Annotated in this window: 13 protein-coding genes; 7 read left to right on the plus strand and 6 right to left on the minus strand. The window is 45.3% G+C overall.

The genetic code is table 11. The annotated features are described in order from the left end of the window. Positions 1–144 precede the first annotated feature (144 nt). Positions 145–390 (plus strand): sulfurtransferase TusA, encoded by a 246-nt coding sequence (gene tusA / locus QL234_RS17155; protein WP_281559033.1) that lies wholly within the window; start codon positions 145–147, stop codon positions 388–390. A 103-nt stretch (positions 391–493) separates the two neighbouring features. Here tusA and glyS read toward each other — a convergent pair whose 3' ends face one another. The 6 genes from glyS to dnaA form a co-directional block, all read right to left on the minus strand. Beyond that, entirely contained in the window at positions 494–2563 is a 2070-nt protein-coding gene (glyS, locus tag QL234_RS17160) for a glycine--tRNA ligase subunit beta (RefSeq protein WP_281559034.1), read from the minus strand. After that, a complete protein-coding gene (gene glyQ, locus QL234_RS17165; RefSeq protein ID WP_044833144.1) occupies positions 2563–3480 on the minus strand; it encodes a glycine--tRNA ligase subunit alpha in 918 nt (305 codons plus the stop codon). Before glyQ ends, glyS begins: the two co-directional genes overlap by 1 nt. A gap of 184 nt (positions 3481–3664) precedes the next feature. Next, positions 3665–6106: a DNA topoisomerase (ATP-hydrolyzing) subunit B gene (gene gyrB, locus QL234_RS17170; protein ID WP_281559035.1), complete on the minus strand. Its 2442-nt coding sequence runs from the start codon at positions 6104–6106 to the stop codon at positions 3665–3667. Between the two features lie 9 nt (positions 6107–6115). After that, positions 6116–7204, minus strand: a complete 1089-nt coding sequence (gene recF, locus QL234_RS17175; RefSeq protein WP_281559036.1) for a DNA replication/repair protein RecF — start codon at positions 7202–7204, stop codon at positions 6116–6118. After that, on the minus strand, positions 7204–8307 hold the full coding sequence (dnaN, locus tag QL234_RS17180; protein ID WP_281559037.1) for a DNA polymerase III subunit beta: 1104 nt from the start codon (positions 8305–8307) through the stop codon (positions 7204–7206). The genes recF and dnaN overlap by 1 nt, the downstream gene beginning before the upstream one ends. Before the next feature lie 41 nt (positions 8308–8348). Then, complete coding sequence (gene dnaA, locus QL234_RS17185; protein ID WP_281559038.1) at positions 8349–9716, minus strand: chromosomal replication initiator protein DnaA; 1368 nt, start codon at positions 9714–9716, stop codon at positions 8349–8351. 502 nt (positions 9717–10218) lie between these two features. Here dnaA and rpmH point away from each other — a divergent pair. The 6 genes from rpmH (at position 10219) to mnmE (ending at position 15229) form a co-directional block, all read left to right on the plus strand. After that, positions 10219–10353: a 50S ribosomal protein L34 gene (gene rpmH, locus QL234_RS17190; RefSeq protein WP_068547039.1), complete on the plus strand. Its 135-nt coding sequence runs from the start codon at positions 10219–10221 to the stop codon at positions 10351–10353. Between the two features lie 42 nt (positions 10354–10395). Next, entirely contained in the window at positions 10396–10752 is a 357-nt protein-coding gene (rnpA, locus tag QL234_RS17195) for a ribonuclease P protein component (RefSeq protein WP_044833139.1), read from the plus strand. Next, positions 10719–10967 (plus strand): membrane protein insertion efficiency factor YidD, encoded by a 249-nt coding sequence (gene yidD / locus QL234_RS17200; RefSeq protein WP_281559039.1) that lies wholly within the window; start codon positions 10719–10721, stop codon positions 10965–10967. The genes rnpA and yidD overlap by 34 nt, the downstream gene beginning before the upstream one ends. Before the next feature lie 6 nt (positions 10968–10973). Further along, positions 10974–12641: a membrane protein insertase YidC gene (gene yidC, locus QL234_RS17205; RefSeq protein ID WP_281559040.1), complete on the plus strand. Its 1668-nt coding sequence runs from the start codon at positions 10974–10976 to the stop codon at positions 12639–12641. Positions 12642–13282: 641 nt separating this feature from the next. Beyond that, positions 13283–13564, plus strand: a complete 282-nt coding sequence (locus QL234_RS17210) for a hypothetical protein (protein ID WP_044833938.1) — start codon at positions 13283–13285, stop codon at positions 13562–13564. A gap of 279 nt (positions 13565–13843) precedes the next feature. Continuing rightward, positions 13844–15229, plus strand: coding sequence for a tRNA uridine-5-carboxymethylaminomethyl(34) synthesis GTPase MnmE (gene mnmE / locus QL234_RS17215; protein ID WP_281559041.1), 1386 nt, complete (start codon positions 13844–13846; stop codon positions 15227–15229). Positions 15230–15327 lie beyond the last annotated feature (98 nt).

The following is a 15327-nucleotide window of genomic DNA, read 5'->3' on the forward strand; positions in this document are numbered from 1 at the left end:
CTAAAGATAACTTTACTCACTTAAGACATATTAACCAAAGGTTCTAACAGGGCGAAAGCTGCTAATGCTTGCTAATAAAAGTTAAGCGGTTAGACTAGTGCCCTATCAGAATACTGCCGGTTTTATTAGCATTAAGTTTTATCTATGTCCTCTGCCAAATTTGAACAAGCCAACCATACCTTAGATACCTTGGGTTTACGTTGTCCCGAGCCCGTGATGATGGTGCGCATGAATATCCGTAAAATCGCCGTCGGCGAAACCTTGCTTATTGAGGCAGATGACCCGTCGACTACCCGGGATATTCCCAGCTTTTGTCGTTTTATGGAACATGAACTGGTGGCTCAGCAGACGGAATCGGCCCCCTATCGCTATCTAATTAAGAAGTGTTAATTAATAACATTTACATATAAAAAACAACAAACAACTTTAAAATGGTTATAAAAAAAGGGAATGCGCTGGCATTCCCTTTTTCGTTATCAAAGCTGTTTAAAACTTATTTTTGCAATAACGAGATATCGGCAATAGCAAAGAAGCTGTTTCTGATCTCATTAAGCAGGGTTAAACGGTTGGTTTTAACCGCTTCATCATCCGTCATGACCATGACAGAGTCAAAGAAGCTGTCTATCGGCGCCTTAAGCAGTGCCAACTCGGTTAAGGCTGCCTGATAGTCCTTATCGGCCATTAACGGCGCTATTTTGCCCTTAATGTCCTCAAAGGTAGCAGCCAGTTCTCGTTCGGCAGCTTCGCTGGCCAGTTCCGCTTTAAACTCAGGGTAAAGTTCACCGTCGAATTTCGCCAGGATATTACCGACACGTTTGTTGGCTGCCGCCAGTGTTTCAGCTTCAGCCAGGCTGCGGAAATAACTTACCGCTTTCACCCGCTTATCAAAATCTACCGGCGCCGTCGGTTTCTTGGCTAACACAGATTGAATCACATCTACCGCAATATCCTGCTCCTGATAGAAAGCGCGGAAACGACCCATGACAAAATCAATCACGTCAGCGGCGGTGTTTTGGTTTGATAATTTATCACCGAATAAACCTATGCCCTGATCGATCAATACCGCCAGATCTAAATCCAACTGCTTTTCGGTAATGATACGAATCACACCGATAGCAGCACGACGTAAGGCAAAGGGATCTTTATCCCCTTTTGGCGGCTGGTTAATGCCAAAGATCCCCACCAGGGAATCTATCTTATCGGCAATCGCCACGGCACAACCGATATTCGCCTGCGGTAAACTATCGCCGGAAAAACGCGGACGATACTGATCTTCCAACGCCTGGGCAATCGCTTCCCCTTCACCGTCGTTAAGGGCGTAATATTTACCCATGGTACCCTGTACCTGAGGGAACTCCAGCACCATATCAGACATCAAGTCGGTTTTACTCAGTAAACCGGCGCGATAGGCTGCTTTGGCATCTTCACCCAGTACAGAAGCGATATGCTCACTTAAGCTGGCGATACGGCTGGATTTCGCTTTTAAGGTACCCAGCTGCTTCTGGAACAATACCGCATCCAGGCTCGGCAATCTTTGCTCTAAGCTCTGCTTTTTGTCGGTTTTAAAGAAGAATTCCGCATCCGCCAGACGGGGACGGATCACCTTCTCATTACCAAAGATAATTTGCTGCGGATCTTTGCTTTCGATGTTGGTGACAAAAATAAACTTGTTCACCAGCTTGCCGTCACTATCGACTACCGGGAAATATTTCTGATGATCTTTCATCGAGTAGATAAGTGGCTCTGCCGGTACATTCAAGAATTCTTCTTCAAACGTCCCTACCAAGGTCACCGGCCATTCAACCAGGGCGGTAACTTCTTCAAGCAATTCGTCGTCAATCAGGGCAACACAGTTGATCTCATTAGCGGCAGCTTTGATTTGCTCGACAATTTTTTCTTGTCTTTGCTGGAAGTCCACCATGACGTAGGCATTTTCTAAGGCACTTTGGTAGTCATTGGCATGCTTGAGGCTCACCAGCCCCTGGTGGTGGAATCTGTGGCCGGTAACTTGATTATCCGCACTCACCCCTAAGGTTTCGCCATTAAGTACCTGCTCGCCATATAACATCACCAAAGTGTGTACCGGACGGATAAATTGGGTACGTTCACTGCCCCAACGCATAGGTTTCGGGATAGGCAATTTAGCCAGGGCGTGATTAACCATTTCCGGGATCAATTCGGCAACAGTTTTACCCGGTTGCAAAGCACGGTGTAGCAACCATTCGCCTTTATCTGTGGTTAAACGCTCGGCGTCGGCCACGGTAATGCTGTTGGAGCGGGCCCAACCTTCAGCGGCTTTGCTCGGCTCTCCTTGCTCGTTAAAGGCAACATTAACCGCAGGACCGCGTTTTTCAATTTGTTTGTCTGCTTGCTTTTCAACTAAGTCAAACACTTGAACCGCCATACGACGAGGCGTGGCAAACCACTTGATATCGCTATAGGCCAGTTCGGCACTGTCCAGCTGGCTACGGATGTGATCGAAAAAGGTCACTGCCAGTTTTTTCAGGGATTTCGGCGGTAACTCTTCGGTACCTAATTCAATAAGTAAAGTTTCTGTGGTCATTATTTTTCTCCCGCCGCCTGGTCTTTACAAAGAGGAAAGCCAAGTTCTTCACGAACCGCGTAATAGGCCTCGGCACAGGCTTTTGACAAAGCCCTTACCCTGAGGATATAACGCTGTCTTTCGGTGACTGAGATGGCGTGGCGGGCATCTAACAGGTTAAACGCATGAGACGCCTTCATCACCTGCTCATAGGCAGGTAAAGGCAGGTTGTTTTCAATCAGTTTCTGGCTGTCCTGCTCGCACTGATCAAACATTTTAAATAAGGCATCAACATCGGCATGTTCAAAGTTATAGTGGGATTGTTCCACTTCATTTTGATGGAAAACATCACCGTATAATACTTTACCCATAGGGCCGTCGGTCCATACCAGATCATAAATGCTGTCGACATTCTGGATATACATGGCCAGGCGCTCAAGACCGTAAGTGATCTCTCCGGTTACCGGTGCACACTCTAAACCACCTACCTGCTGGAAGTAGGTAAACTGAGTGATTTCCATGCCGTTTAACCAGATTTCCCAACCCAGTCCCCAGGCACCTAAAGTCGGCGATTCCCAGTTATCTTCAACAAAACGGATATCGTGCACTAAAGGATCTATACCCAGCTCTTTTAACGAGTTCAGGTATAGCTCCTGGATGTTTTTCGGCGACGGCTTCAGCATTACCTGGAACTGGTAATAGTGCTGTAAGCGGTTGGGGTTTTCACCATAACGACCGTCGGTCGGGCGACGACAAGGTTGCACATAGGCACTGCTCATCGGCTCAGGGCCGATTGAACGCAGGAAAGTCATCGGGTGGAATGTACCCGCACCAACTTCCAGATCTAATGGTTGAACGATAACGCATCCCTGGCGCGACCAATAATCCTGCAGCTGCAGAATTAACCCTTGAAAGGTATTTATATTAAACGTACTCATGAATTTCCGGCTTTACGTTATTAAAATTGAAACTGGGCTAAGTATACCTTTTGTGTTAGATAATTACTTGCAAGGAATCACTTGCACTAGATAACAACTCGCCTAATTTTATTTTTGGTTAAGTTTTTAACAAAAATGCCCGATGTGGTGATCGGGCATTAATTTATACTACAAGTGCGCTGAACTAGATATCTAAATTAGATACTTTTAACGCATTATCTTCGATGAAGTTTCTACGTGGTTCAACGTGATCCCCCATCAGGGTATTAAACAGTTGATCGGCGGCAATGGCATCTTCAATGGTCACCTGCAACATACGACGGGTTTCAGGGTCCATGGTAGTTTCCCACAGCTGATCCGGGTTCATCTCACCCAGTCCTTTATAGCGCTGAATATATTGTCCACGCTTAGATTCTGCCATTAACCAGTTTAATGCCTGTTCGAAACTTGTGGCCGGCTGAACTTTTTCACCGCGCTTAACATAAGCGCCTTCTTCCATCAGGCCATTGATAGCATCGTTAAGTTTTAAAATGTTGGCAAATTCTTTCGACTCAATAAACTCATAACCGCAGTCATAAAGCTTATCGATACCGTGCTGTCTGACATTAAAACTCGGGTAGTAAATATTACGTTCCTGATCATGTTTTACGTCAACGGTATAAATGGAACCATTACCATCCTGGGCATCTAACTGTGCCAACAGGCTCTGGGTCCAGGCTTCAACCTTGGCTTTATCGGCAAAATCAGCAGGAGCAATCATGCTGCCGTAGATCATTTTCTCAAGAATATCTGCCGGGATCTGGCGAGATACCCGCTTGATAATATCCATGGTTTGACGGTACTGGTTCACTAACTGTTCCAGACCTACACCGCTGATACCCGGGGCAGATTCATTTACATGAATCGCGGCATTGTCTAATGCCAGGGTGGTCAGGTATTCGGTTAAGGCTTCGTCATCTTTAATGTAACGCTCTTGCTTGCCTTTTTTCACTTTATATAGCGGCGGCTGGGCAATATAAACATAACCGCGCTCCATGATTTCCGGCATTTGACGGTAGAAGAAAGTCAGCAGCAGAGTACGGATATGGGAACCATCGACATCAGCATCGGTCATGATAATGATGCTGTGATAACGTAATTTCTCCGGGTCGTATTCGTCACGGCCGATACCACAACCTAAGGCGGTGATCAGGGTGCCAACTTCCTGAGAAGAAATCATCTTATCGAAACGGGCTTTTTCCACGTTCAGGATTTTACCTTTCAACGGTAGGATGGCCTGGTTTTTACGGTTACGACCCTGCTTGGCTGAACCGCCAGCAGAGTCCCCTTCCACAATATAAAGTTCGGAGAGCGCAGGGTCTTTTTCCTGGCAATCGGCAAGTTTACCGGGCAGGCCGGCAATATCTAATGCGCCTTTGCGTCGTGTCATTTCACGCGCTTTACGGGCAGCTTCACGGGCACGGGCGGCATCGATAATTTTCATGATAATGGTTTTAGCCACCACAGGTTTTTCCAGCAGGTACTCACCCAGCTTCTCACCCATGGCCTGTTCTACCGCACTTTTCACTTCGGAAGAAACCAGCTTGTCTTTGGTTTGTGAAGAGAACTTGGGATCAGGTACTTTCACCGAGATTACTGCGGTCAAACCTTCACGGGCATCATCACCGGAAGCATTGGTTTCACCGCCGCCTTTGGCTTTTTTATTGAGCCCTTCTTTGACCATATAAGAATTCAGGGTACGGGTTAATGCCGTACGGAAACCACTTAAGTGAGTACCGCCATCCCGCTGGGGAATATTGTTGGTGAAACAGTGGATATTTTCCTGGAAGCCGTCGTTCCATTGCATCGCCACTTCCACCACTATGCCGTCTTCACGGGCCAGATCGAAATAGAAGATTTCTTCGTTCACTGGGGTTTTGTTGGTATTTAAGTAATCAACAAATGCCTGGATACCACCGTCATAATGGAAGTGCTCTTCACGGCCTTCTTCACGTTCATCAATTAAACGGATAGAAACACCTGAGTTCAGGAAAGAAAGTTCACGGATACGTTTAACTAAGATGTCGTAGTGGAAAACCACATCGGAGAAAGTATCTTCACTTGGCCAGAAACGCACTTCGGTTCCGGTCTTTTCACTTTCACCGACAATCTTCAGCGGCTCTTCCGGCTCACCCATATGATAAATCTGCTCGTGCAGTTTCCCTTCACGACGGATGCTCAGTTTCAGTTTGCTACTTAAAGCATTTACCACGGAAATACCAACACCATGCAGACCACCGGAAACTTTATAACCGGAATCTTCACCACCGAATTTACCACCGGCATGAAGTACCGTCATAATAACTTCGGCAGCAGATACCCCTTCTTCCGGGTGAATTTCTGTCGGAATACCACGACCGTCATCACGAACCGATACCGAACCATCAAGATGTATCTTAACGACAATATCACTACAGTGACCAGCTAAGGCTTCATCGATAGAATTATCCAGGACCTCAAATACCATATGATGCAAACCTGTGCCATCATCGGTATCACCTATATACATACCAGGTCTTTTACGAACCGCGTCCAGACCTTTCAGTACTTTGATACTGGAAGAGTCATATTCATTTTCTACTGTCATAGCTTTAGCCTATTCACTCATTGCTGATATTTCACCATGTTCCACGTGAAACATCTGGTAATTTTCATCCTCTGGTACCAAGGGCACCAAAACCAATTTATCAATTGCGGTCAGGATCACCTGACAATGTAGTTCTTTTATCGCATCCGACACCAAAGCCCTTGAACCGGTATCCAGCTCGGCGCCGATATCGTCTATCAATAAAATTGGTTTTACTCGTTTAACTTTTTCGATTAATTTCGCCTGGGCGAAAGTTAACGCGAGTAAAAACAACTTTTGTTGTCCCCGGGACAGCTGAAAATCTATCGGGTTCTTATGCAAAATAAATTTCACATCAAACTTATGTGCCCCGTACAGGCTTGAACCGTATTTTAATTCTTTGTCCTCGTTTTCATTGAGGACATCAAGCAGCTCTCTTTTTTTATTCCAGCCGCGAGAATATTGTACCGTAATTTCGTCAGCAATTGAGGGTAATAACAGCCCTAACCAGACATTTAATTCATTAACAAACTCATTGATATACTCTTGCCTGCTATCGGCAACCGATATCGAATGCTGGCAGAATAGCTCGGTCCAATAACGACGTAAACCAGGGTCCATTAAATTACGGATGCCGGCATTTCTTTGTTTCAGTACTTTTGAAAAGTCCCGCCACTGTTTGGCAAAGTTATGTTTCACGTGAAACAATCCTAAATCAATAAAGCGACGACGCTCCTTCGGTCCACCAAAAAAGAGTTTAAAACTTTCCGGGGTAACAATTTGTACCGCGATATTTTTTGCCAAATCCGACAGACGAGACTGTCGCTCGCCGTCTACTTTAATTTCGGTTTGGCTGGTCAGCACATTCCGACTGATGCCCATACGGCGATCCTGGCTGTCGGTAATATTGGCGACAAATTGCTCATGGCTAAAACTCACTAAACTTTCGGTTTTAGTGGTACGAAACGATTTGCCATGACCAAGATAAAATAATGCTTCTAACAGGCTGCTTTTACCGCTGCCGTTATCCCCGATAATAAAATTTAAATCCGGGTGAAAAATTATTTTTTTTCCGCTGAGATTTCTAAAATTTTGTGTGATTAAACTAACAACACTCATTACAATCGCATTGGCATAACTACATATAAAGCTTCACCGGAATTGCAGCCTTCAATCACCACACTGCTATTGGCATCCGCCAGGGTAAATTTCACCTCAGAATCTTTGATGGCATTAAGCACGTCTAATACATAACTGACGTTAAAACCGATTTCTAACTCTTCATAAGGGAAATTAATTTCTATCTCTTCTTCCGCCTGTTCCTGTTCAGGGTTGTTGGCGGTGATCTTCAATTCGCTCTGATTGAAGTTTAAACGCACCCCTTTAAATTTTTCATTGGACAAAATAGAAGCACGCGACAATACCTGACGCAATTGATCTTTATCGGTCTCTAATACCTTGTCGCCATTTCTCGGCAATACCCGGCGGTAATCGGGGAACCGGCCGTCCACCAATTTACTGGTGAAAGAGAATTCCTGATCGATAATGCGAATATGGTTAGAGCCCAAAAATACCTGGATCTCTTCATCCACCGGACTCAGTAATCGTATGATCTCCAAAATGCCTTTGCGCGGTACTATCACCTGGCGGGCAGGAAGCGCTAATGAGTCATTGGCAATTTTACAAATGGCCAAGCGATGGCCGTCAGTGGCCACTGAGCGGATTTCATTATTTTCCGTTTCAATCGACATACCATTAAGGTAATAACGCACATCCTGGTTGGCCATGGAAAAATGCGTGCTTTCGATCAAGCGCAATAATTCAGACTTTAACAGTTTAAACTCAACGTCCCCTTTCCATTCATCAATATTGGGGAAGTCGGTTGCAGGCAAGGTAGACAGGGAATATTTACTACGGCCGGTGCTCAGGCGGATGACATCATTGTCTGAGGTGAAAGTGAGCATGGAATTTTCCGGCAAACTCTTACAGATATCCAACAGCTTTCTCGCCGGAACCGTGATCTGACCGTCTTCGGCATGGTTTTCTACCTGAGTGTAAGAAACCATTTCAAGTTCTAAATCAGTAGCCGTCAGGGTGAGTGAGTCACCACTTACATCTAAAAGTATATTTCCTAAAATAGGCAGTGTACTTTTTCTTTCAACGGCACCTGAAACCAGTAAAAGTGGTTTTAACAATAATTCCCTATTTAATGAAAAATTCATTTTTATAACCTAATTAGATTTATACCTGAGCCTTAAGTCGGCTAAGAAGAAAGCGTTCTTATTAAATTTGAATAATCTTCTTTTATATCATGCGTTTCTTCACGCAAGGTTTTAATTTTACGACACGCATGCAGCACAGTTGTATGATCGCGGCCACCAAAAGCATCACCTATTTCCGGCAAGCTGTGATTGGTGAGCTCCTTAGATAATGCCATTGCTATCTGTCTGGGTCTAGCAACCGAGCGATTTCTTCGCTTGGATAATAAATCGGCGACCTTGATTTTATAATATTCCGCTACTGTGCGCTGAATATTGTCAATAGTAACAAGTTTATCCTGTAAAGCTAACAAATCTCTTAGTGCTTCACGAACAAAATCTATGGTGATGGCCCGGCCGGTAAAATTAGCATTGGCAATCACCCGGTTTAACGCCCCCTCGAGCTCTCGAACATTAGAGCGTAAACGCTTGGCAATGAAAAAGGCCACCTCATCCGCCAGGTTGATATTGCTTTCCTGAGCCTTGCGTTTAAGGATCGCTACCCGGGTTTCCAGCTCCGGCGGCTCAATGGCTATGGTCAGGCCCCAGCCAAAGCGGGATTTAAGACGATCTTCTACCCCGTCAATCTCTTTCGGATACCGATCACTGGTTAAAATGATCTGCTGATTGCCTTCAAGTAAGGCATTAAAGGTATGGAAGAACTCTTCCTGGGTACGCTCTTTATTGGCAAAGAACTGGATATCATCGATCAACAAAGCATCTACCGAGCGGTAATACTGTTTGAATTTCTCGATGGCATTGTTCTGCAGTGCCCGTACCATATCCTGAACAAAACGCTCGGAATGCATATAGGCGATTTTTGCCTTAGGTTTATTGATCAAAATGCCATTACCCACGGCATGCAATAAGTGGGTTTTACCCAAACCGGTAGCACCGTAGATAAATAACGGGTTATATGCCGCCCCTGGGTTATCCGCCACCTGGGATGCCGCCGCCCTGGCCAGCTGGTTGGATTTACCCTCAACAAAGTTGTCAAAGGTATATTTGATCCTGACATTGGTGGTCTTGGGCAGATTGGCCTCAGGCTCAGGCGGCTTAGTCGCAGGCAGTCCCTGAGGAGCCACTTTATTTGCCGCTTCCCCCTGCCCGCCTGTCGATGCCGGCTCCGGGATACTGCCAACATCAAACCTTAACAAAGGCGGATTGGTGGTATCAAGAAGAGATACTAACTCATTGATACGATTAACATATTTATCACGAACCCAATCAAGCACAAAACGGTTGGGAGCATATAGAGTCATGATATTGTCATTTACCACACATTGCAGCGGACGGATCCACATACTAAATTGCTGTGCAGGCAATTCTTCTTGAAGAACGGAGAGGCAACGCTGCCAAAGAGAATGATCCAACCAAAAACTCCCAGAAATAAATCTCATCTACTTCACAGATGACCGAAGCAGTACCACTTAAAAAGAGACAGATGAGCAAAGAAAAGTCGTAATAATTTCACGCTATTATCACCATAGTTATCCACAAGTTCAAGATTGACTTTTAAATAAACATCATTTTTTAATGATTAATATATTAATCGGTTGATTTTAAAGGGTTAGAATTGGATAGAGCAAATAAGCACTAAAACAAAATTACTATATTTTTTCGCTATTAAAGATAAAAAAAACGCCTTTTTTTTAAAAAAACAAGCCCTATTGTTATAAAACTGTGGATATTTTAAAACGATCTTGAACGATCGCGGTAAATTGGCCAAAGATCCTCAGACGATCCTTACAAATTAGATTACACTAAAACATTGACAAAAGCGCCGCCACTATTTAAAATTCGCTCCTTTTTTAAACCCTGTGTGCTCGAAACGGCTGTTTTGCCAGGGCAACAACAACCGACTGGATTAGCGTAATGAAAAGAACATTTCAACCTAGTGTATTAAAGCGTAAGCGCAACCACGGCTTCCGTGCTCGTATGGCTACTAAGAACGGCCGTGCCGTAATTGCTCGTCGTCGTGCTAAAGGCCGCGCAAAGCTTAGCGCTTAATCTCTTTGCTTTTTAATAAAATAAAGAGATAGGGTAGCCAACATGGTTACTTATGAGTTTAACCGGGAGTCTCGATTACTGACTCCCGGTCAATTCCAATCCGTTTTTTCTAAACCATCCCGCTATGGTTCTAGTCACTTTACCATTCTAATTACCGCAAATAATACTGACCGCAACCGGTTAGGTTTAGCTGTGGCTAAAAAACGCGTCAAACTGGCGGTACAACGTAACCGGATTAAACGCCTGGTACGGGAAAGCTTCCGTCTCAAGCAACATGATTTACCCGGTATCGATATCGTGGTGATGGTGAAGTCAGGTATAGATAAGCTGGATAACAGCGAAATAAACCACCAATTAGAAAAAATATGGCGAAAAATAATTCAGCGCCAAAAACGCTAGCCATAGGCCTGATAAAAGCTTACCAACGTCTGCTTAGCCCCCTGCTGGGCCAAAATTGCCGATTTAATCCAACCTGCTCCACATATGCCATTGAAGCAATAAATGCTTTTGGTGTGATAAAAGGCAGTTGGTTAGCAGGCAAACGTATATTAAAATGCCATCCACTTAACGCAGGGGGCGATGATCCCGTGCCAACTTCAAAAAAAGAGAAATAACACATTATGGAATCCCAACGCAATTTGTTGTTTATTGCATTACTCGTTGTTACTTATTTGCTGTTTACCCAATGGCAACAGGACAATGCGCCCGCCCCCAGCGAACCGGCAATAAGCCAGGCTTTTGAAGAATCCCAGGGAGCAACACAGGATTTTGTGCCGCCATCGGACAGCGGTGCGCCACAAGTTCAAGCAGCTCCGGCAACTGCCCGGCTGATCACTGTTACCACCGATGTATTTGAAATGAAAATCGATACCCGCGGCGGTGATATTGTTGAAGTTAAGCTATTAAAGTATGAAACCGAGCAAGGCAATGGTATTCCTTTTACCATCATGCAAAATGGTCCTCAGAAATATATCGCCCAAAGCGGTTTAACCGGCGCCAACGGCCTGGACCGTATCATCCCCGGGCGCCCTATTTATCAAACGGCAAATACAGACTACCGCCTGGACGATCAGGATCAACTGGTGATCGATCTCAATTATGCCGGCAGCGAAGCCCTGGCAGTCACAAAACGATTTACCTTTAACAAAAATGATTACAGCGTCAAAGTTGACTATATCATTAACAACAACAGCAGCGCCAATGCCAGCGTGCAGTTATACGCCCAGTTAAAACAAAATGCCAACGGCGAAGGTTCAAGTGCTTTAATCCCTACCTACCGCGGTGCAGCCTACTCGACTTCTGAAGAGCGCTATGAAAAATATGACTTCGACGACATCGAAGATCAAAACCTGAATACTGCGACCCAAGGCGGCTGGGTAGCCATGCTGCAACATTACTTTGTTTCTTCCTGGGTGCCGGGTGCCGAGGATAACAACCAGCTTTATACCAGCTTTTCCAGCAACCGCGATGCCGTGATCGGCTTTAAAGCACCGGCGATCACGATTGCCGCCAATAGCCAGATAAGCACCTCGGCCACCTTCTATGTCGGCCCTAAAGATCAACGGGTACTGGAGAAGATCGCAGAAAACCTGGATCTGACCATAGATTACGGCTTCTTGTTTATGATCAGCCAACCGCTTTACTGGTTGCTGACCACTATCCAGTCGGGTGACTTTGAAGCCCTGGGTCTGAGCTTTAACTTCGGCGGCGTTGGCAACTGGGGGATCGCCATTATCATCATCACCTTGATCGTAAAAGGCGGTATGTATCCCCTGACCAAAGCGCAATATACCTCTATGGCTAAAATGCGTGAACTGCAACCGAAACTGACCGCATTAAAAGAGCGTTTCGGCAACGATCGTCAAAAAATGTCCCAGGCCATGATGGAGTTATACCGCAAGGAAAAAGTCAATCCGGCCGGTGGTTGTTTACCGCTGTTGATCCAAATGCCAATATTCCTGGCGCTTTACTGGGTGTTCCTGGAAAGTATTGAATTAAGACATGCACCCTTTATGCTGTGGATTCAAGATCTGTCAGCTTTAGACCCTTATTATGTGCTGCCAATCCTGATGGGGATCAGTATGTTCATCATGCAAAAAATGCAACCGATGACCATTCAGGATCCAATGCAGCAGAAAATGATGCAGTATATGCCGGTAGTATTTACCGTATTCTTTTTCTGGTTCCCTTCCGGCCTGGTACTTTACTGGCTGGTAAGTAATGTAATTTCCATCGTGCAAATGAAGATCATCTTCAATAACCTGGAAAAGGCAAAAGCGAACAGTTAATACCTGTATTGATTGATAACTAAGCTAAAAACTAAGGCGGCTCAGGTCGCCTTTTTTATGCACGGATGTATTTCAGCTTACACGCTCCCGACGTAAGCTAAGTACTTACCTCCTGTAAGTAATCCTGCGGTTATATGGATATGAAGGCGCAGGGTTTATACATGAATTTTTCTGCATAACGGCTCCAGACATATACTCAATACGGCTATGCTTTCCTTAACTGTTGCTACCTGCAACAAGTCATCAACCTCTATTTTTATCCATATATTTCATGTAGTTGATGTTTTCGTACCGCTATCAATACAGTGCCGGCAATTAACATCAACATTAAATGCCAACCCAGCCTGATTTTTCCGGTATTTTGTACTATCACTAACAGGAGAATTCCCCGTCAGCGGAGGTGTTTAAAGAAGAGAACCAGCAGATAAACCAAGCGCTGCCCCTAAGTGCGGGAACACTCAGAGACAGCTAACCACAACAGATATTAGGAGTATCCATCATGGCTAAATCTAATGATATGCCAGAGTTTCACTCGGTTAAAGTTTCTTTAACAGAAAATATACCAGCCCCCATAACCAGGTTTCCACCGGCAGCTTATGCCAGCAACTATACGCCGTTAAGTAGCAAGGGAGGAAGCTGCCATGTCTGAATCAAAATTACCCCTAACGGAGGATGCAGTCAAAAGGGAGCAGCTGTCGGACGATTTTGCCAACCTGCGTGAAGACTTTAGCAAATTCAGTGAAGAATGCGCCTTCCTGTTCGATGCATTCGCAGCGATTACCCGCGAGCCAGAATGCATCACAGAGCACACCAGTGAAGGTATCAGGCACCTGTGTTTTTGGCTCAAATATCAGGTTATCGGCTACCGGGAGAAAATAGAAGAAACACAGGAGTGCTGGAGAGTGATTAACCGCAAGAAGTAATGTTAACTACGTAAGATTGACTATGGCGTAAACAGAGCAAAAGCCGGGCAAGTTAATGGCCATAATAGCTTCAGCTATGTCAGTAACCCGCCCGGTATTAACTGGAGCCCAGCCTGTAATCTTGGATACACATTGGAAACAAACCTGCCTGCAGTTGATTTATCCCTAAAATCAAATTTATCAGTCATCCGGTTATAATTTTCGCAGTATAAATACCCAGCCACAGGTTAAGCGTTTATAATAGCGGCGATTTAAGCATTATTTATCTTGGAACCTTATATGACCACGCAAAGCCTCTCCAACAGTTATCAGGAAACCATAGCCGCACAAGCAACGGCGCCCGGCCGGGGAGGCGTGGGTATCATTCGGGTTTCAGGCCCTGAAGCGAAAAATGTCGCTATGGCGATTTTAGGTAAGATACCCGAAGTACGTAAAGCCGAATACCTGCCGTTTCTAGATGCAGACAAACAAGCCCTGGATCAGGGAATAGCCCTTTACTTCAAAGGCCCGAACTCCTTTACCGGTGAAGACGTACTTGAATTGCACGGCCATGGCGGTCCGGTGATCCTGGATATGCTACTCAAGGAAATTCTCGCCCTGGGTAAAATCAGGATCGCCAAACCGGGAGAGTTCAGCGAGCAGGCCTTCCTAAACGACAAGTTGGATCTAACCCAGGCAGAAGCCATTGCCGATTTAATCAACTCCAGCTCAGAGCAGGCCGCCCGTTGTGCAATCAACTCACTGCAAGGGGATTTTTCCAAACTCATTCATCAGATGGTAGAGAATGTCATCCATTTGCGCATGTATGTCGAAGCCGCTATCGATTTTCCGGAAGAAGAGATCAACTTTCTTGCCGATGAGAAGATCGTTAACGATCTCAAAGACATCATTGACGAAGTTACTAAAGTGCGTCAACAGGCCCAGCAAGGCAGCTTGATCCGTGAAGGCATGCGCGTGGTGATCGCCGGACGGCCCAATGCCGGCAAGTCCAGCCTGCTCAATGCCCTGAGCGGCAAGGAAAGCGCGATAGTGACCGATATCGAGGGCACCACACGGGATGTACTTTCCGAACAGATACATATCGATGGTATGCCGCTGCATATCATAGATACCGCAGGTTTAAGGGAAAGCTCCGACCGGGTTGAGCAAATCGGCATAGAAAGGGCTTGGCAGGAAATCAGCCAGGCGGATCGGGTATTACTTATGGTGGACTCCAGCCATGAACATTCTTTGGATCCTAAAGTGCTGTGGCCGGAGTTTTTTGAAAAGTTACCGGACAATATCGGCTTAACCATTATCCGTAACAAGGCCGATATCAGCGAAGCACAAACCGGCTACACAGACATTAATGATCACCAAATCGTCACCCTGTCGGCAAAAACCGGCCAGGGTATCCAGGAGCTTAAACAGCATCTGAAAGATATCATGGGCTACCAGGGCAATACCGAAGGTGGCTTTATTGCCAGAAGACGGCATATTACGGCACTGGAAAATGCCCACCAACATTTAATCACCGGCTTGGATCAACTTGAATCTTATGTTGCCGGCGAGATTCTCGCTGAAGAATTACGTTTGTGTCAGCAGGAGTTGGATCAAATCACCGGTGAATTTACCAGTGATGATCTGCTTGGCAGAATATTTTCTTCTTTTTGTATCGGCAAATAATCACTTGCTTAAACAGTCCTATCAGTTATATTAACTCAGGTAGCCGATGTATCAGGCGGCTACCTCTACTTTCTGCAGCCCGGTAATACAGCTGTTAC

It is taken from the genome of Thalassomonas sp. RHCl1 (genome assembly GCF_947387555.1).
Classification (GTDB): Bacteria; Pseudomonadota; Gammaproteobacteria; order Enterobacterales; family Alteromonadaceae; genus Thalassomonas.